18 protein-coding genes are annotated in these 17,353 nt (G+C 73.4%); 12 read left to right on the top strand and 6 right to left on the bottom strand.

Annotated elements, in window-relative coordinates; translation table 11 throughout:
* Window positions 1–21 precede the first annotated feature (21 nt).
* The 4 genes from ABD086_RS11195 to ABD086_RS11180 form a co-directional block, all read right to left on the bottom strand.
* Window positions 22–1,191: an FAD-dependent oxidoreductase gene (locus ABD086_RS11195; protein ID WP_343907611.1), complete on the bottom strand. Its 1,170-nt coding sequence runs from the start codon at window positions 1,189–1,191 to the stop codon at window positions 22–24.
* Window positions 1,192–1,251: 60 nt separating this feature from the next.
* Window positions 1,252–2,652 carry an APC family permease gene (locus ABD086_RS11190; protein ID WP_343907610.1) on the bottom strand — a complete coding sequence of 467 codons (1,401 nt, stop codon included), beginning with the start codon at window positions 2,650–2,652 and terminating at the stop codon, window positions 1,252–1,254.
* 47 nt (window positions 2,653–2,699) lie between these two features.
* Window positions 2,700–4,142, bottom strand: a complete 1,443-nt coding sequence (locus ABD086_RS11185; protein WP_343907609.1) for an amidohydrolase family protein — start codon at window positions 4,140–4,142, stop codon at window positions 2,700–2,702.
* Between the two features lie 93 nt (window positions 4,143–4,235).
* Window positions 4,236–7,295 carry an AfsR/SARP family transcriptional regulator gene (locus ABD086_RS11180; protein ID WP_343907608.1) on the bottom strand — a complete coding sequence of 1,020 codons (3,060 nt, stop codon included), beginning with the start codon at window positions 7,293–7,295 and terminating at the stop codon, window positions 4,236–4,238.
* A gap of 121 nt (window positions 7,296–7,416) precedes the next feature.
* Here ABD086_RS11180 and ABD086_RS11175 point away from each other — a divergent pair, with 121 nt between their 5' ends.
* The 9 genes from ABD086_RS11175 to ABD086_RS11135 all read left to right on the top strand — a co-directional run bounded on the left by ABD086_RS11175 (window position 7,417) and on the right by ABD086_RS11135 (window position 13,290).
* Window positions 7,417–8,256, top strand: coding sequence for an alpha/beta fold hydrolase (locus ABD086_RS11175; RefSeq protein ID WP_343907607.1), 840 nt, complete (start codon window positions 7,417–7,419; stop codon window positions 8,254–8,256).
* On the top strand, window positions 8,253–8,645 hold the full coding sequence (locus ABD086_RS11170) for a RidA family protein (protein ID WP_343907606.1): 393 nt from the start codon (window positions 8,253–8,255) through the stop codon (window positions 8,643–8,645). Before ABD086_RS11175 ends, ABD086_RS11170 begins: the two co-directional genes overlap by 4 nt.
* Before the next feature lie 124 nt (window positions 8,646–8,769).
* The gene (locus ABD086_RS11165) at window positions 8,770–10,014 is read left to right on the top strand and encodes a TadA family conjugal transfer-associated ATPase (protein WP_343907605.1); all 1,245 of its coding nucleotides are present in this window, start codon (window positions 8,770–8,772) and stop codon (window positions 10,012–10,014) included.
* Between the two features lies 1 nt (window position 10,015).
* Window positions 10,016–10,870, top strand: a complete 855-nt coding sequence (locus ABD086_RS11160; RefSeq protein WP_343907604.1) for a type II secretion system F family protein — start codon at window positions 10,016–10,018, stop codon at window positions 10,868–10,870.
* Complete coding sequence (locus tag ABD086_RS11155) at window positions 10,867–11,793, top strand: type II secretion system F family protein (protein ID WP_343907603.1); 927 nt, start codon at window positions 10,867–10,869, stop codon at window positions 11,791–11,793. Before ABD086_RS11160 ends, ABD086_RS11155 begins: the two co-directional genes overlap by 4 nt.
* Before the next feature lie 10 nt (window positions 11,794–11,803).
* Window positions 11,804–12,010 carry a hypothetical protein gene (locus tag ABD086_RS11150; RefSeq protein WP_343907602.1) on the top strand — a complete coding sequence of 69 codons (207 nt, stop codon included), beginning with the start codon at window positions 11,804–11,806 and terminating at the stop codon, window positions 12,008–12,010.
* On the top strand, window positions 12,010–12,393 hold the full coding sequence (locus ABD086_RS11145; protein ID WP_343907601.1) for a TadE/TadG family type IV pilus assembly protein: 384 nt from the start codon (window positions 12,010–12,012) through the stop codon (window positions 12,391–12,393). The genes ABD086_RS11150 and ABD086_RS11145 overlap by 1 nt, the downstream gene beginning before the upstream one ends.
* Window positions 12,390–12,851: a hypothetical protein gene (locus ABD086_RS11140; protein ID WP_343907600.1), complete on the top strand. Its 462-nt coding sequence runs from the start codon at window positions 12,390–12,392 to the stop codon at window positions 12,849–12,851. Before ABD086_RS11145 ends, ABD086_RS11140 begins: the two co-directional genes overlap by 4 nt.
* The gene (locus ABD086_RS11135; RefSeq protein ID WP_343907599.1) at window positions 12,838–13,290 is read left to right on the top strand and encodes a Tad domain-containing protein; all 453 of its coding nucleotides are present in this window, start codon (window positions 12,838–12,840) and stop codon (window positions 13,288–13,290) included. Before ABD086_RS11140 ends, ABD086_RS11135 begins: the two co-directional genes overlap by 14 nt.
* A 9-nt stretch (window positions 13,291–13,299) precedes the next feature.
* Here ABD086_RS11135 and ABD086_RS11130 read toward each other — a convergent pair whose 3' ends face one another.
* Window positions 13,300–13,968 carry a response regulator transcription factor gene (locus ABD086_RS11130; protein ID WP_343907598.1) on the bottom strand — a complete coding sequence of 223 codons (669 nt, stop codon included), beginning with the start codon at window positions 13,966–13,968 and terminating at the stop codon, window positions 13,300–13,302.
* A 129-nt stretch (window positions 13,969–14,097) separates the two neighbouring features.
* Between ABD086_RS11130 and ABD086_RS11125 the strand changes: the two genes are divergently transcribed.
* The 3 genes from ABD086_RS11125 to ABD086_RS11115 all read left to right on the top strand — a co-directional run bounded on the left by ABD086_RS11125 (window position 14,098) and on the right by ABD086_RS11115 (window position 16,637).
* Window positions 14,098–14,565 (top strand): response regulator, encoded by a 468-nt coding sequence (locus ABD086_RS11125; protein ID WP_343907597.1) that lies wholly within the window; start codon window positions 14,098–14,100, stop codon window positions 14,563–14,565.
* A 34-nt stretch (window positions 14,566–14,599) separates the two neighbouring features.
* A complete protein-coding gene (locus ABD086_RS11120) occupies window positions 14,600–16,177 on the top strand; it encodes a GAF domain-containing protein (RefSeq protein WP_343907596.1) in 1,578 nt (525 codons plus the stop codon).
* A 70-nt stretch (window positions 16,178–16,247) separates the two neighbouring features.
* Window positions 16,248–16,637 (top strand): hypothetical protein, encoded by a 390-nt coding sequence (locus ABD086_RS11115; RefSeq protein WP_343907595.1) that lies wholly within the window; start codon window positions 16,248–16,250, stop codon window positions 16,635–16,637.
* Here the strand turns inward: ABD086_RS11115 and ABD086_RS11110 are convergent.
* Entirely contained in the window at window positions 16,627–17,325 is a 699-nt protein-coding gene (locus ABD086_RS11110) for a ribosome hibernation promotion factor (RefSeq protein WP_343907594.1), read from the bottom strand. The two genes, ABD086_RS11115 and ABD086_RS11110, sit on opposite strands and share 11 nt — an antisense overlap.
* Window positions 17,326–17,353: the final 28 nt, after the last annotated feature.

Here is a 17,353-nt window from a genome sequence, read left to right as displayed (position 1 = left end):
TCTGCTGGCCTCTGCGCGGGTCTACTCGTGGGACGGGGTGGTGGCGGCCGTGCCGGTCCGGTCGGGCGCGTAGCCCAGCGGCACGTGCCGGGCCGCCTTGTTGAGCTGCCGGTCGACCCAGGGCACCCGCGAAGCCAGCTCGAGTACCTGGCCGCGTCGGTGCGAGAGCCGCTCGGGCCAGGCGCTGGCGACCCGGCCGTAGATGTCGGTCCAACGCTGGATGTGGTCGGTCAGCGGTCGTTCGCTCTCCTCCCACCGGCGCAGAGCGGTCGGGACGTCGGACGAGCGGTCGAGGAACTCGGCGAGCGACAGCACGTTCTGGAAGGTGAGGTTCGCCCCCTGCCCGAGGTTCGGCGGCTGGGCGTGCGCGGCGTCTCCGACCAGGACCGCCCGGCCCCGCGACCAGGACCGGCAGGTGACCCTGAGCGCCCGGTCCCAGCGCCCGATCTCGTCGATGCGCTCGATGATCCCGCCCAGGTGGGGAAAGGACTCCACCCACGACTCCTTGTCGACCGGGACGTCCCGCCCGCGGTCGTCGTCGACGTTGCAGCACAGACAGACGTAGTTGAGGTCGTCCGTGCACGGATCGTAGAGGAGCCGTCGCGAGCCGCTCCAGTGTTCGATGATCTCGGTCGGCGGGTCCTCCGGACGGCGGGGGATCAGCAGGCGGGTGTAGCCCTCGTCGAGGTACTCCAGTCGCTTTCCGAGCAGCAGGGAGTCGCGCAGCCGGGAGAAGGCGCCGTCCGCCACCACGACCAGGTCCGCCTCGAACTCGCCGTCGACGGTGGTCAGCCCGCCGTCGGCGGTGGCGTCGACCGCGGCCGCCTCCGTGCGGATGTCCACGCCGAGGTCCGTGGCGCGCGCGATGAGCGCGTCGTACAGGTCGGCCCGCGGCGGGATGAGCAGCCGGTCCAGGGCCCCGAACTTCCGGTGCATCAGCACCTTGCCGTCCTGGTCGACCGCCTTCAGCGACTCGATCGGGCGGGCGTGCTGGACGGCCTCCTTGAGGACCCCGAGCGCGTCGAGCGAGCGGAGCCCGTTCTCCCACAGCCAGATCCCGGCGCCGAACATCCGCAGCTCCGCGGATCGTTCGTGGACGCGGACCGTCCAGCCTCGCTGGGCCAGCGCGATGCTCGCCGCCAGGCCTCCCAGTCCTGCCCCCGCCACCTCGGCGTGCCGTGCGCCGGCCATGAGGTTCCTCCTTCGTCGTGCGTTGGGTCGGTGTTCACGGAACGGCGGCGTGGGCCGCGGCTACAGCCGGACGGCGCTGGTACGGCGCCGCGTGACCTGCTCGCGGTAGAACTTGCCGCGGGTGGTGCGGGGCACCACGAAGCGGTCGTACAGCGCCACGATCGCCACGACCGCCACCCAGGTCAGGAACGCCTTGTTGTCCAGCTTGAAGATGCCGTACGCGATGAGTGCGGTGTAGACCACCAGGAACCAGGCGAGCGGCACGCCGAACCGGACCTTGAGCGGCCGGTCCAGGTCGCTGCGTGCCCGCATCCGCAGGAAGAAGATCCCGATGACCAGGTAGAGGGTGGCCGACCAGGACGACAGCACGTGCAGGACGAAGTTGAAGTTCTGCCAGTAGACGCCGATCAGGGCCAGGGCGGCGAGCAGCACGATCGCGACCCAGGGCACGGACCGGCTCGAGTAGCGGCCGAGGATCCGGGGCAGGGCGCCCTGCTGGGAGTAGAGGGCGACGATCCGGCCCATGCCCATGAAGAACACGCTCAGGGTCGTGTAGGTGGCGATCAGCATCGTGAAGAGGGCCAAGTAGAACAGCGGGTGGTGGCCACTCTGCTGCAGCTTGAGGTCGACGACCTCGACGGTCGGCACCGGCATCGCGATCAGCACCGACAGCGGGGCACCGGCGAGCACGGCGAGCGCGAGCGGGATCTGGCGGGCCCACAGCTGGAGCGGCGCGGTCAGCAGCCCGACGTCACGGGACTGCCGGAAGTCGCGCCACTCGTCGACCAGCACCTGCTGGACCTCGAGGATGCCGGCCATGATGCCCAGCCACAGTCCCGCGATCGTGAAGAAGGCGATCCAGTCGATCGGTGTCGGGGACTCCCAGTTGGCGCTCCAGGCGTCGCTGTCCGCCACCAGCCACCACAGCCCGATGGCGAGCACGATGTCACCGACGAGCGTGACGACGACCAGTGCCGCCTGCACCTTGCCCGTGATCTGGTGGCCGAGCAGGTTCAGCGCCACGACGGGCAGGAGCACGACGTACGGCCAGATGTCGGTCGGGACGTCGGGGAACAGCAGGGTGAACAGGCCCTGGGCGACCAGCAGCTCCAGCCACATGAAGCCGGCGTAGACGGGCGCGTACAGGATGAAGTACGACGTCCCCAGCGAGAAGAGGCCGGCCTCCCTGCCGTAGGACTGGATGGACCCCGGCTCGGGCACCGCGGTGACCATCTCCCGGTAGAGCCACCAGGCGATGAAGACGACGACCGCGCCGGCGACGAAGCCGATGAGCGTCCACTTCACGCCGTAGAAGCTCGCGATGAACACGATCCAGGCCCATCCGGCGGTGAAGAGCATCTCGCCCGTCCCCATGGCGGAGACGTCGAACCAGGTCAGCGGCTTGTCGCCGACGAGCTCGATGTCGTCGTAGTCCTCGTTGAAGGTTTCGTCGGTAGCCATCGCGTCGGGCTCCTCTCGGGCTGGGCTGCAGGGGGTCGGTCGGCGGGTCAGTGGGTCCGGGCGGCGGCCTCACGGTGCTGGAGGTCGGAGACGAGGTCGTTGGCCTCGTCGTGCTCGAGCGGCGCGGCGGGCCGCTCGGCGGTGGTGTCGGGTGCGGCGTCCGGGTCCGTGCGCCCGTGCACGAGGTCGTAGGTGAGGTCGCCGACGGAGTAGCCGAGGCCGCGGTGGTGCGGCCAGCGACGCTCGATCTGCTCCTCGTCGAACACCTGGCGCACGCCGCCCTTGACGACGACCTCGATCCGGCGCTTGTCCTGGAGCACGGTGATGTCGGCGAGCGGGTCGCCGTCCACGACGATCACGTCGGCGATCGCACCGGGCGTCAGGACCCCGACCTCGCCGTCGAGCCCGAGCATCTTCGCGCCGTTCCTGGTTCCCGCCTGGACGGCCTCCATCGGGCTCAGTCCCGCGTAGGTCATCAGCAGCTCCAGCTCGCGGGCGTGCCACTCGCCGTACATCGTCAGCGAGAAGCCGCTGTCGGTGCCCAGCGCGAAGGTCACGCCGGCGTCGTGCGCACGGTGGAGGGTGTCGGCGGTGTCGTCGAGCAGACGCCGCATGGCGTCGTACAGCGGCCCCGGGACGCCCACCAGGTGCCCGTAGTCGACGACGTTGGCCAGCAGCAGCAACGTGGGGACGAGCGGGATCCGCGACTCGGCGAGCCGGCCGATCGTGTCGTCGGTCATCACGTTGCCGTGCATGATCCAGTCCATGCCGGCCGCGACGGCGGCGTCGACCTCGGCCGAGCCGCGGGCGTGGATGGTCATCGGGGTGTTGAGCTGGTGCGCCAGGTCCGCGAGCGCCTTCATCTCGTCGCCGGTGAAGGCCTGGAACTCGCCCATCGGGCTGTCCGCGAGCTTGATCAGGTCCACGCCGTTCTTCACCTGGTGGCGGACCTCGTTGATCATCGCGTCGAGCGTGTTGGCGAGGATGCCGATCGAGCCCTCGGGGACGCCGACGGAGTCGGGGTACCAGTCGGTCAGGCTGTTGCTGGTGCTGATGTAGCGGCCGGCGGCCGTCATCCGGGGGCCGACGACGATGCCGTCGTCCACGGCCTCGCGGAGCCCGACCCCGATGTAGTAGCTGCCGCCGGGCTGGGAGATGCCGGTGACGCCGGCGCGCAGCACCTTCTGCGCGTTCCAGGCCGCCTTGAGGGTCCGCAGCTCGGGGCTGGTGTAGAGGTCGATCTCCTCCTCGCTGCGGCTCTCGCCGTACGTCATGTGGCAGTGCGCGTCGATCAGGCCCGGCATGATCGTCCGGCCCGTCGCGTCGATCTCGTCCAGGGGTGCGCCCCGCGGCACCTGGTCGCGGGAGACGTCGGGGCCGACCGCGACGATCCGGTCGCGCTCGATCAGCACGGAGGCGTCGGCCGAGGGCTCGGCGCCGGTGCCGTCGATGACCGTGCCGTTGCGGATCAGTACGTAGCTGGACGACATGTGCCGTGCCTCCCGGACGGGCGAGTGGAGAGCAGGGGGAACCTTGGTGCGCCGATGGTGGGCCGCCGGGCGTGAACCGGACCGAAATCGCACCTAGGGACGCAGGTCCGCCAGCAGCTGGCTGGTCGCGCTGCTCGGCTCGGCCCCGATCTCCGCGAGCGTTCGCTCGCAGTCGCGGTAGGCGGCGACGATCCGGTCGTGGTCGCCGACCGCGTGGGCGACCCGCATCTGCAGCCGCCAGGCGGTCTCGCGGAACGGGTCCTGCCGCAGCACCTCGGCGGCCAGCCGCCCGGCCTGCTTGAGGTGCCCCTCGGCGAAGGCCAGCTCGGCCGCCTCCAGCCGCCCGTCGCGGACCAGCCGGGCGAGGTACAGCCGGCGCTCGTCGATCCACGGCGACCGCATCCCGCTGAGGTACGTGCCGCGGTCGGCGATCTCGAAGGCCGCCAGCAGCGTGCGGAGCCGGTCGGCGCCGCGCAGGCTGGTCGCCTGTCCGAGCAGGTGGATCAGTTGTGCGGACTCGGTGGTGACCCGCATCCGGCCGTTCAGCCGGACCAGCCCGGTGGCGCGATCCACCTCCAGGCTGTCGGGGAGGATCTTGCGCAGCCGGAGGGTGGCCTGCCGCAGGTACGACGCCGCGGACTCGTCGGCGCGCGCGTCGAACAGCGCCTCGAGTAGCTCCTGGCGGGTCGCCTCCTGGCGGCTGCGGTTGGCGAGGAACACCAGGAGCTCGAAGCTCTTGGTGAGGCTGATCTTGACCTCCTCGCCGTTGACGAGCACCGCCCGCCGGCCGAACTCGATCCCGTGCACCGCGGCGGAGAGGACGTCGCCGACCTCGACGCCGCGGACCATCAGGGCGCGGCCCAGGCCGTGCCAGGGGGTGTCGGCCCGGCGCTCGAGGTCGAGCCGGCGGGAGAGCACGGCGGGGAAGCGGGCGAGGGCGTCCAGGAGGACGTGGTTGGAGCCCTGCTCCTCGGCACTGCGCAGGGCGAGGTCGGCCGCCGCGTCGGCGGCGTCCTCGTTGCCGCAGCGCCACTCCGCCTCGGCGAGGAAGACCGCGGCGGCCGGCAGGTGCAGGCGGCGGTGCCCCTCGGTCATCCCCTTCACGGCCGCGGCCAGGTCGTCGCGCGCCGCCCGGTCGTCGCCCTCGAGCAGGTGGGCGAGCCCGGAGAGCATCAGCGCGGGCTCGTTGACGAAGGCGAAGGAGTGGCTGACGTCGTCCTCGCGGATCCGGTCGAGCACGCGGCGCGCGGCAGCCGGGTCGTCGTGGAGGATGAGCTCGAGCTCGGCCTCGGTGAGCATGCCCAGGAGCGCGAACATCCGGGAGCCGCTGGCCGCGATCCGTGCCCGGCCCTCGGTGAGGAGGCTCCAGGCGGCGTCGGCCTCGCCGACCTCGGCCATCAGCCGGGGGCCGAGCACGGCGGAGAGCCAGACGCCGGAGTCGCCGGACAGGGCGACCGCCTGGTAGAGCTCGAAGGCCTGGTCGAGGTGGCCGGTCGCGAAGAGCGCGCCGATCCGCCACGGCTCCGCGGCCCGGACGACCCAGGGCGACTCGGGGATCGTCATCAGCGACTTCAGGCGGCCCAGGTCGTAGTCGGCGCGCAGGACCAGGGCGTCCAGCGGGCCGCCGGTGAGGGCGCCGCTGCCGGGGAACTCGTCGGCCAGCCGGTCGTCGGCGACGCGGAGCGAGTGGCGCAGCGCGTCCATGTCGGGGCTGGGGTCCGCGACCGCGAGCAGCTGGCGGATGTCCTCGATCCTCCCGGCGTGGAGGTAGCACCAGGCCATCAGGCTCGCGGCGCGGCTGGAGCGCCCGGCGACCTCCTCCCGTCGTCCCGACCGGAGCAGGGCGTCGGCGACCTCGATGCCGGCCCCGTAGTCCTCGCGGGAGAGCGCGAGCATCAGCTCGGCCTCGACCAGCTCGGGCTGGGCCGCATCGCGAACCGGCGCGAGCTCTCGCAGCCAGCGCTCGGCGACCGGGAAGTCGGTGCGCTCGATGACCCGTTCCAGCACCGGGTAGACGAACGGCAGCGCGCCCTCGGGGTGGCCGGCGGTGAAGAACTCCTCGGCGGCCTCCTCGAGGTGGCCCTCCTTCGCCAGCAGGCAGGCGTTGCCGAGGTGGACCGCGCGCAACGCCTGCTCGCCACGGCGGGCCAGGAGCTGGACGAGGTACTCGCGGAAGCGGGGGTGGCAGCGCATCGCCACCGCGTCCTGCTCCCAGCTCACCGGGAGCCGGCGGGAGCGCAGCCGGTGCAGGAGCACCGTCGCGTCCTGGGCGCCGAGCGCCTCGGCGGCGGCGGGAGTGACCTCGGGCAGGACCGACGTCGTGATCAGGAACTCGCGTTCCGCCGGGTCGAGCTGGTCGAGGATCTGCAGCGACAGGTAGCCGTGCAGCGGGTCGGCCTCGCCGCCGCTGCCGATGACGTGGTCGGCGGAGCGCCAGGCCTCGAACATCACGCCGGTCACCCAGCCGCCGGTCTCGATGATCGCCTCGACCGGGTCGATGTCGGTGCGGCCGCTCGCGTCCAGCGCCTGCATCGCCTCGTCGACCGTGAACGCCAGGTCCTCCTCGCCGACCGCCCCGGTCCAGGGGACGGCACCCATGCCGCCGAGGTTGATCGGCAGCTCCTGGCGGCTGATCAGGACCAGGCGGGCGACGTCGGGGAGGTATTTGGCGACCGAGTGGAGGACCGCGACCGCCTCGGGGGCGTGGGCGATCCGCTCGGCGTCGTCGATGACGAGCAGCAGGGGCACGTCCTCGACGGCCTCGGCCAGCAGCCCGGCGGCCTCCGCATGGGGGATCTTCGCCGCGAGCGCCGCCGTACCCACGCCGACGACGGCCGGGTCGCACGCCGCGAGCGCCGCCTCGAGGTAGACCACCAGCCGGCCGGGCGCCGCGTCGGTGGCGTCCATGCTCAGCCACGCCAGCGGCCGGTCGAGCTGCGCGGCGGCCTGCAGCACCGCCGTCGTCTTGCCCGCGCCGGCGGAGGCGAAGGCACAGACGATGCGGTGGTTCTCGATCAGGCGGGCCAGGAGCGACTCCACCCGCGGTCGGCGCACGACCGACGGCGGGAGGAGGGGAGGTGTGATCTTGCGCCGGATGACGCGCGCCGCCCCCGGCCCGGCACCGTCGAGCGAGGAGCGGTCGCTGGGACCCATGGCCGGATGGTGACACAGGAACCGCGGTCCCGCACCGGGCTGGCGGTGATTTCGCCTGTGTTCACGGTGGGTGGCCAGAGTCGGCTCAACAGCACCCGCAGCCACCGCTGGAGGAGCATCCATGCCGTCCGTTCACTGCCGGGGCGTCGAGCTGTACTACGAGGACGCCGGCTCCGGGGACCCGGTGGTGTGGCTGCCCGGCACCGGACTGCTGGGCACGACGTGGGAGCCCCAGACCTCCCACTTCTCCGAGGTGTACCGCTGCCTCACCGTCGACCTGCCGGGTGCCGGACGCTCGTCGCTGCCGGCGGAGCCGACGGTGCGGGAGATGGCGCTGGTCGTGGCCGAGCTCCTGGATGCGATCGGTGTCGGATCCGCCCACCTGGTCGGGCTGAGCCTCGGCTCCGCGGTCGTCCAGGAGCTTGCGCTGCTGCGCCCGGACCTGGTGCGGAGCGCGGTGCTCGTCGGCACCTGGTCGTCGTCCTCGCGCGAGCACCACATCCGCCGGCACTTCGAGTCCCGACTCGCCGCGCTCGAGCGGGGACCGCTGGACGTCTTCGGGCTGTTCGCGTTCTGGATGTCGGCGCACAGCATCCTCGACGAGGAGCCGGAGCTGCAGCGCGTCGTGGAGGACCGGCTGGACGCGCACACGTCGCGCCGGCCCGAGGGCACGGCCAGCCACTTCCGCGCCGACCTCGGCCACGAGACCTACGACCGGCTTCCCGCGATCTCCTGCCCCACCCTGGTCGTGCACGGCGACGAGGACCTGATCACGATGCCGCGCTACAACCGCGCCGTGGCGGCTCAGGTGCCCGGGGCGCGCCTGGTCACGATCCCGCGCGCCGGACACCTGGTGTGGATCGAGCGGCCCGACGAGCTGACCGCCGTGATCGCGTCGTTCCTCGACGGCGTCGCGGCCGGTGTCCCTGCGAATCCCAGCGAGAAGGAGATGGCGACGTGACCACACGGGAGGAGATCTCGGTCGAGGGCCTGGCCGAGCCGATCAGCCACTACTGCCACGCGGTGCGGTACGGCGACCTGTTGTTCGTCTCCGGGTGCGCGCCGTTCGACGACGACGGCAACGTCGTCGCTCCCGGTGACGTGGTCGGGCAGACCGAGTTCGTGCTCGAGCAGATGGGCCAGATCCTCGCCGCCGCCGGCGGGTCCTTCGCCGACGTCCTCAAGGTCACCGTGTTCCTCACCGACGTCGCGGACCGGCAGACGATCAACCCCGTCCGGCAGAAGTACTTCGGGGACGCGCGGCCCGCGAGCACGCTGATCGGCGTCACCGAGCTCGCGGTGCCCGGGATGCTGGTCGAGATCGAGGCGGTGGCGGGACTGCCTGCGTGACCCCGACCGGACCCTCGGAACGCCGAGGGCCGTTGATCGTTGTCCACAGCAGCGGTCCCGGCCCGGTTTCGGGGCCGCGGAGCGCGGCAAGACTCACGACGACGGACCCATCTCGGGGGATGCCATGTCGCTCACGCAACACGACCAGCTGGTCGAGCAGCTCGACCAGCACGTGCGTGAGCTCGTGCGCCGCGAGGCGGTCGATCCGCAGCGCGACGCGGCCGTGGTCCGCCGGATCGCGGAGGGCGTGGTCCGCGCCCACGACGACCGTAGCCTCACCGGCCAGGTCGCACCGGTCCCCGACGTCGACTCGATGGTCGGCGAGCTGGTCGCGCGCGTGTCCGGGTTCGGGCCGCTGCAGCCGTTCCTCGACGACCCGGCCGTCGAGGAGGTCTGGATCAACGACCCGAGCCGGGTGTTCATCGCCCGCAACGGCCGGCACGAGCTGACCAACCTGGTGCTCACCACCGCACAGGTGCAGGAGCTCGTCGAGCGGATGCTGAAGTCCAGCGGACGCCGCATCGACCTGAGCCAGCCGTTCGTGGACGCGATGCTGCCGGAGGGCCACCGGTTGCACGTCGTGCTGGACGGCATCAGCCGCGGCTTCACCGCTGTCAACATCCGCAAGTTCGTGCTCCGCGCCGCTCGGCTGCGCGACCTGGTGGAGCTGGGGTCGATGACGCCGCAGGCGGCGGCGTTCCTCGAGGCCTCGGTCCGTGCCGGCCTGAACATCCTGGTCGCCGGAGGCACCCAGGCCGGCAAGACGACCGCGCTGAACTGCCTGGCCGCGGCCATCCCCGGCGGCGAGCGGGTGGTCTCGGCCGAGGAGGTCTTCGAGCTCCGGTTCCCGCACCCGGACTGGGTCGCCCTGCAGACCCGGCAGTCCGGGCTCGAGGGCACCGGCGAGATCCGGCTGCGCCAGCTGGTCAAGGAGAGCCTGCGGATGCGGCCGAGCCGGATCATCGTCGGCGAGGTCCGCGCCGAGGAGTGCCTCGACCTGTTGCTCGCGCTGAACGCCGGCCTACCAGGCATGTGCACCATCCACGCGAACTCCGCGCGCGAGGCGCTGGTCAAGATGTGCACGCTGCCGCTGCTGGCTGGCGAGAACATCTCGGCGCGCTTCGTCGTCCCGACCGTCGCCTCGAGCGTGGACCTGGTCGTGCACCTGGGCATCGACGAGCACGGCGTGCGCCGGGTCAACGAGATCGTCGGCGTCCCGGGCCGGGTCGAGAGCGACGTGATCGAGACCGAGACGATCTTCGAGCGGCGCGGCGGCGAGCTGCGCTGCACCGGCGGCCGCCCACCGCACCCGGAGCGGTACGACCGCACCGGCGTCGACGTGCACCGGATCCTGGCGGGGGAGCGCTGACGTGGGCGCCGTGGTCGGGGTCGGGGTGGGCATCGGCCTGATGCTCGTCTGGAGCGCGTTCTTCCTGCCCCGGCCGGCCGGCGACGCGTCGCGTACGACGGGGCGCGCGGCCGAGCTGCTCGCCCGCGCGGGGCTGGGCCAGGTGTCGGTGACCGGGTTCGTCGCCCTGTGCGTGGTGTGTGGCGCGGTCACCACGCTCGCGCTCCAGGTCGTGTCGGGCACGCCGCCGGTGGCGGTGGCCTTCGGGCTGATGGGCGCCTGGCTGCCGGTCGCCGTCGTGTCGGGTCGCGCGCGGCGACGACAGCGCGAGCTGGCCGAGGTGTGGCCGGAGGCCGTCGACAACCTCGTCTCCGCGGTGCGCGCGGGCATGTCGCTGCCGGATGCCCTGTCCGCGCTGGGGTCTCGCGGTCCGGAGCCGCTGCGCGAGGCGTTCGACCAGTTCGCTCTCGACTACCAGGTGACCGGCCGGTTCGGGGAGTGCCTGGACCGGCTCAAGGACCGGCTCGCCGACCCGGTCGGCGACCGCGTGGTCGAGGGGCTGCGGATCGCCCGCGAGGTCGGCGGCGGCGAGCTGGGACGGCTGCTGCGCAACCTCTCGACGTACCTCCGCGACGACGCCCGCACCCGCTCCGAGCTCGAGGCGCGGCAGGCCTGGACCGTGAACGGCGCCCGCCTCGCGGTCGCCTCGCCGTGGCTGGTGCTGCTCTTCATGTCGTTCCAGTCCGAGGTCATCCACCGCTACGCCTCGCCGGCCGGCGTCGCCGTGCTGACCATCGGCGCGGTGGCGTGCGTGGTCGCCTACCGGCTGATGATGCGGATCGGCCGGCTGCCCGTCGAACGGCGGATCCTCTCGTGACGCCCGCCTGGTGGGGTGCCGTCCTCGGGGCGATGCTCGCCGGCGGGGCGCTGCTCGTCGTGGCGCGGGTGCGGGTGCTCCGGCGGCCGCAGCTCGCCGTGCGCGTGCTGCCGTACGTGCGCGACCTGCCGCAGATCGGCCGGGTGCCCCTGGTGCCGTCGACGTCCGCGACCGCGGGCGTCTTCGGGCCGCCGCTGCGCTCGGCCGCCGACGCGGTCGAACGGGTCCTCGGCGGCGCCGCATCCGTACGTCGCCGCCTCGAGCGCGCGAACATCGACAAGACCGTGCACGAGTTCCGCGTCGAGCAGGTGCTGTGGGGCGTGGTGGCGTTCGCCGCCGCCGCCGCGGTCGGCGTGCTCCGGACGCTGTCGGCGCCGGGCTCGGCCGCGACCTGGCTCGTGGTCTGCGTGATCGCGTTCGTCTCGGGCGTGCTGGCCCGCGACACCCACCTGACCAGCCAGGTGCGCACCCGGGAGCGCCGCATCCTCGCGGAGTTCCCGACCGTCGCCGAGCTGCTCGCCCTGAGCGTGGCGGCGGGCGAGAGCCCCGTGTCGGCGCTGGACCGCGTCGTGCACCGCAGCGGCGGCGAGCTCTCCGCCGACCTGGCCCGGGTCCTCGCCGACATCCGCACCGGCGAGCCGGTCGGCGCGGCGTTCGACCGGATGGCCGCGGTGACCGGGCTGCCGCTGGTGGCGCGGTTCGCGCAGGGCATCGCGGTCGCCGTCGAGCGCGGCACCCCGCTGGCCGACGTGCTGCACGCCCAGGCCGCCGACGTCCGCGAGGCCGGCCGGCGCGAGCTGATCGAGACCGCGGCCCGCAAGGAGGTGTTCATGATGGTGCCGGTCGTGTTCCTCGTCCTGCCGGTGACCGTCCTGTTCGCGTTCTGGCCCGGCGTCATCGGTCTCTCCCTGACGACTCCCTGAGGAGGGGAACATGGAACACATCTCGGAACAGATGGCGCAGACCCTGACGCGGCTGTGGCTCGCGGTGACGGCGCCGCGGGTGCGCGACGAGCGCGGCGACGTGCCCGGCTGGGTGATGATCACGGTGATGACCGCCGGGCTGGTGGTCGCGATCACCGCCGTCGCGAAGCCGCAGCTGCAGTCGATGCTGAACAGCGCGCTCAACCAGGTGAAGTAGTGCCTCGTCGTGACCAGCGCGGGTCCGCCGTCGTGGACTTCGTGCTGGTCCTGGTCGTGCTGGTGCCGGTCTTCCTCGGCATCCTCCAGGTGGCGCTGGTGCTCCTGGTGCGCAACACCCTGGCCGCGGCGGCGTCCGAGGGCGCGCGGTACGCCGCGACCCTCGACCGCGGCCCGGCCGACGGCGCGGCTCGGACCCGGCAGCAGATCGGCGGCGCGATCTCGGGGCGGTTCGCGCAGGACGTGTCGGCGCGGCCGGCGACCGTGGACGGCGCGCCGGGCGTGGAGGTGGTGGTGCACGCGACCGTGCCGGCGCTCGGCATCGGCGGGCCCGGCATCTCGTTCACCGTCACCGGCCACGCGGTGGAGGAGCAGCGGCCGTGAAGCTCCGCCGGGCGGGAGGTGACGAGCGGGGGAGTGCGCTGGTCGAGCTGTCGTGGCTCGGCATCCTGCTGCTGGTCCCGCTGCTGTGGATCGTGGTCTCGGTGTTCGACGTGCAGCGCGGCGCGTTCGGGGTCAGCGGGGCCGCCCGCGCGGCGGGTCGTGCCTACGCGCTCGCCCCGACCGACGCGGAGGGTCGCGCGCGGGCGGACGCCGCGGCCCGCCAGGCGCTGGAGGACCAGGGCGTGCACGGGGCGCCGGTGTCCGTGACGATCAGCTGCTCGCCGTACCCGCACGACTGCCACAGCGGGACGTCGGTGATCACGGTCCGGGTGGCGTCCCGGATCGACCTGCCGCTGCTGCCGAGCTTCCTCGGCGGGCGCGCGCCGAGCTTCGCGCTGGACGCGACCCACACCGTCCCGATCGGGCAGTTCCAGGAGATCGACCGTGCCGCGCCGTGACCCCCGCGCCGAGCAGGGCCAGGCGACGCTGATGATCGTCGGGTTCGCGTTCGTGCTCGCGATGGCGGTCGCGCTGGTGGTCGACACCTCGGCGGCGTACCTCCAGCGGCAGGGCCTGGACACCGTCGCCGACGGCGCCGCGCTGCGGGGCGCGGACCTGGGCGCCACGGGCCGCGAGGTCTACACGAGCGGGGTCCCGCGCGACCGGCTCGACGTCACGCCCGCGGCGGTGCGCGGCGCGGTGCACGACTACCTCGTCGCGTCGGGTGCGTACGCGAGGTACCCCGGCCTCTCCTTCTCCGTCGACGTCGACCGCGCCACCTCGACCGTCAGCGTGCACGTCCAGGCGCCGCTGGACCTGCCGCTCACGGTGCCGGGCTCGCCCGGCACCGCCTCGATCGGCGCCAGCGGGTCCGCGATCGTGGTCGCCGAGCGGTGACCAGCAGCCTCAGTCCTGCGCCACCAACCCCTGCCGCACCGCGATGGCCAGCGCCTCGAGCTTGGAGTGCGCGCCGAGCTTCTGGGACAGGTTCGCGATGTGGTTGCGCACCGTGTGCACGCTGAGGTGCAGGCGCTGCGCGATCACGGCGTTCGTGAGCCCCTCGGCCACGAGCTCGAGCACCTCGACCTCGCGCCCGGTGAGCTCCGGCTGGGCGGGCGTGTCCCGGCGCTGCAGGCGGCGGAGCAGGCGGGCGAGCATCTCGGCGCTGATCACCGCCTCGCCCGCGGCGGCGGCGCGCACGGCGGCGCACACGTCGGCGACGCCGCGGCTCTTCGAGACGAACCCGGAGGCGCCGGCCGCGATCGCTCCCGTCAGCACCCGGTCCGCGGTGCTCGCGGTCAGCACGACGACCCGGGCCTCGGGGCGCAGCTCCAGCAGCTCGGGGATCGCGGCGACGCCGTCACCGTCCGGCAGCCGGTGGTCGAGCAGCACCACGTCGGGCCGGGCGCTCACCAGGAGGCGGCGCGCGGCCGCCAGCGTCGCGGCCACGCCGACCGTGTCGAGGTCCGGCTCCCGGTCCAGGACCATCGCGAGGCTCGTGGCGAGCACCTCGTGGTCCTCGACGAGGAGCACGCGGATGACGCCCTCCGGTGCGGGCTCGGGTCCGAGCTCCACGAGCGCCTCCCGTCGTCGCCCCCCGGTTTCCATGGTGCCGGTCCTGGGCCCCATGCACTAGGGCTCCTGGCCCCTCGGGCTCTGGGGCCCCTCCTGGCGGCCGGCCAGCATGGCGAGGGGAGGTGGGAGATGAGGAACACCCGACGCATCAGGGTGGTGGCGGCCGACGACGACGCGACCGTGCGGGCGGCCGTGCGCGACGTCCTCGAGGCCGACGGGCGGTTCGAGGTCGTCGGGCTCGCGGGGTCGGGGTACGAGCTGCTCGCCCTGACCAACCGCCACGAGCCGGACCTCGTGCTGGTCGACCTCCGGATGGAGGGCGGCGGGGTGGACGGCGTCCGGGCGGTCGCGACGCTGCCGGGGCCTCGGACCCTGCCGGCGGTGGTGGCGCTGAGCGCCCAGACCGCTCCCTCGGTCGTGGTCGAGACGCTCCGGGCGGGCGCGGTCGGGTACCTGGCGAAGGGCCGCAGCGGATCCGGACTGCCCGACGTGCTGGCCCGGATCGCGGCCGGCGACGTGGTCATCGCCGTGCCGTCCGCGTCGACGGTCCTCGCGCACCTGCTCATCACGCGGACCGCGGAGTCCGCCGCGGACTAGGCTGCGGTGTAACGCTCTCCCAGCGGAGGTCCCGATGCCGCCGACCGAGTTGCCGGAGATCCCCGTCGCCGCGCTCGTGCCCATGCTGGACGCCTCCGCGACCGCGATCGTCGCCGTGGACGCCGACGGCCGCGTCGCGCACGTCAACGACAGCCTCCGGCGGCTCTCCGGGTACGCCGCGGACGAGCTGCTCGGCCAGCCGGTCGAGGTCCTGATGACGGCGGAGGCGGGCGACCGGCACCCCGAGCACCGCGCCGGCTACCTGCGCGACCCGGGCCCCCGCGGCATGGGCACCGGGCTCGACCTGGTCGTGTGCCGCAAGGACCGCACTCGCTTCCCGGTCGAGATGGGCCTCGCCCCGATCCACACGGAGAGGGGAGTCTGGGTGGTCTGCGGGATCAGCGATGCCACGCCCCGCCTGGAGCTCCGGACGCTGGCGCGCCTGAACCAGGTGATCCTGCGCGCGACCGACGCCGGCGAGCTGTACGAGCAGGCCTGTCGCGTCGCCGTCGAGGAGGGGGGCTACCTCGGCGCGGCGGTCGCGGTGCCGGGCCCGGGCGCGTCGGTCCGCACGGTGGCCCGGGCCGGCAGCATCGACGACTACATCGACCGGGTCGAGATCTCGACGGACGTGACGGAGCCGGGCGGCCGGGGACCGATCGGTTCGGTGCTGCGGGAGGGCCGCAGCAGGTACGTCGGCGACTTTGCCACCGATCCCGCGATGGCGCCGTGGCGCGAGCTCGCCGCGTCCTTCGGCATCCGGGCAGCGGCGACCCTGCCCCTGACCTGCCAGGGCCGGACGGTGGCGGTGCTGTCGCTCTGGGTCGACCACCCGCGGACCTTCGACGAGAAGCGCCGGGCCGAGCTCGAAGGCCTGGCCGACAACGTGTCCTGCGCGCTCGACGGCTTCGACGCGACCGACCTGCTGGCCCGGCTGGCCCGCGACCGGGCGGTGCTCCTGCAGCGGCTGGTCGCCGCCCAGGACGAGGAGCGCGCCCGGATCGCCGCCGGCCTCCACGACGACCCCGTCCAGTCCCTGGCGGCGGTCGACCTCCGGCTCGGCCAGCTCCGGCGCCAGGTGGCGGCGCAGGCGCCGGCGCTCGTCCCGGCGCTCGAGCAGGTCCGGGTGATCCTCGACGACGTCGTCGCGGGGCTGCGCAGCCTGACCTTCGAGCTGGAGCCGGTGGACGCCGACGTCCCGCTGGGCGAGCTGTTGCGCGAGACCGCGGCGCAGGTGCTCACCGACCGGACGCCGGCCTGGCGGGTCGCGGGCGACGAGCCCGAGGACGACCCGGAGCGGCTGCGGCTGCCCGCCGCGACCCTGACCCAGGCGGTGCGGATCCTCCGCGAGGCGCTGCTCAACGTGCGCAAGCACGCCGCCGCTGACCACGTCGACATCGTCGTGGAGCCGGACCGGGACGGCATCGGCTTCGCCGTCCGCGACGACGGCGTCGGGACGCCGGAGCCGGTCTCCCCGCCCGGCCACCGGGGCCTGAAGACGATGCAGGAGCGGGCCGAGCTGGCCGGGGGGCGGTTCCGGTTCGACTCCGGGCCGGAGGGCACCACGGTGCGGTTCTGGCTGCCCCGGAGCGCCCTGTGGGCCGGCGGCTAGTGCCGAGGCACTAGCCGGAACCGCACGTCGGGCCCTGCTGCGCGGGTCCTGCGCCGACCACGATGGCTGCATGAGCCTCGTGGTCCTCTGCCTGGTCGCGCCCGCGGCCCTCCTGCTGCTGGCGTACTCCGTGCACACGGCCGTCGTCCGGCTCCGGGGCCGGTGGGGGCTGGGGACGGCCAGTCGCGGGGACGACGTCGTCGCGCGCCGGCTGTCCGCGGCCGTCGGGTGGCCCGCCGCCGAGCACGTCATGTCCGTCGCGCGGGCGCACGGCATCCGGCCGGCGACCATGGCGGACTGGCAGTCGCGGATCGGCTCCGACGCCCTTGCGGTCGCGGTCGCCGCGGGTGCCAGCGAGGAGCAGCTGCGCGCCCACCTCCAGGGTCACGAGACGCTCGACCCCTGGTCGATGGCGCTGACCGCCGAGCTGAACGGCTACTCGGCGCTGCTCAGCCGCTGAGCTCGATCAGCCCGTAGTGCCCGTCGTACCGGTGGTAGAGCACCCGCCCGTCGCCGGTGTCGCGGTCGAGATAGAACACGAACGGCTCGTCGAAGGTCTCCAGCCGGGTCCGGGCCTGGAGGTCGGTGAGCGAGGGCGGCGGGCAGGCGGCGGCGGAGCCGCCGTCGGTCAGCCGGTAGACCAGCGCCGGGTCGTCCGTGGCGACGTCGCGGTAGAGGAAGAAGTCGTGGTCGAGCAGCTCCATCTCGTACGTCGCCTGCTCGGCCGTCATCGGGCCGCTGGCGAACGACTTGTGGCGGACCACCTCGCGCTCGTCCTCGGGCACCTTGGCGATCGGCACGCGGTGCGGGGGAGCGGGCTGCCGCTGCAGGGTGCGGGTCCGGTCCTCGAGTCCGACCAGCTGGCGGCGCAGCCGGTCGACCAGGTCGTCGACGGCCTCGGGCATGGTGGCGGCGGCGGTCTTCGCCCGCACGGTGCGCCCGTCGACGTCCGCGGACGCCTCGGCGACGGCCGGCCGCTCCACGGCCGGGTCGTGCCGCCAGTCGAGCACGACGCGGGCGTTGCGCACGGGAAGGTGCCCGACGGCCAGGGCCCCGGAGATCTTGTCGTGGGCGTACTCCCCGGCGAAGCCTCCGACGTTGCCGCGCAGCGTCACCTCGACAGGCACCGGTTGGGTGGTGAGCGACATGGCGCACCTCGTTCCCGTATCGCTGGTT

This window comes from Nocardioides aquiterrae, from assembly GCF_039526625.1.
Lineage (GTDB): Bacteria > Actinomycetota > Actinomycetes > Propionibacteriales > Nocardioidaceae > Nocardioides > Nocardioides aquiterrae.
The sequence above is the reverse complement of the archived record's forward strand: the minus strand, read 5'-3'. Positions and strand labels throughout refer to the sequence as shown.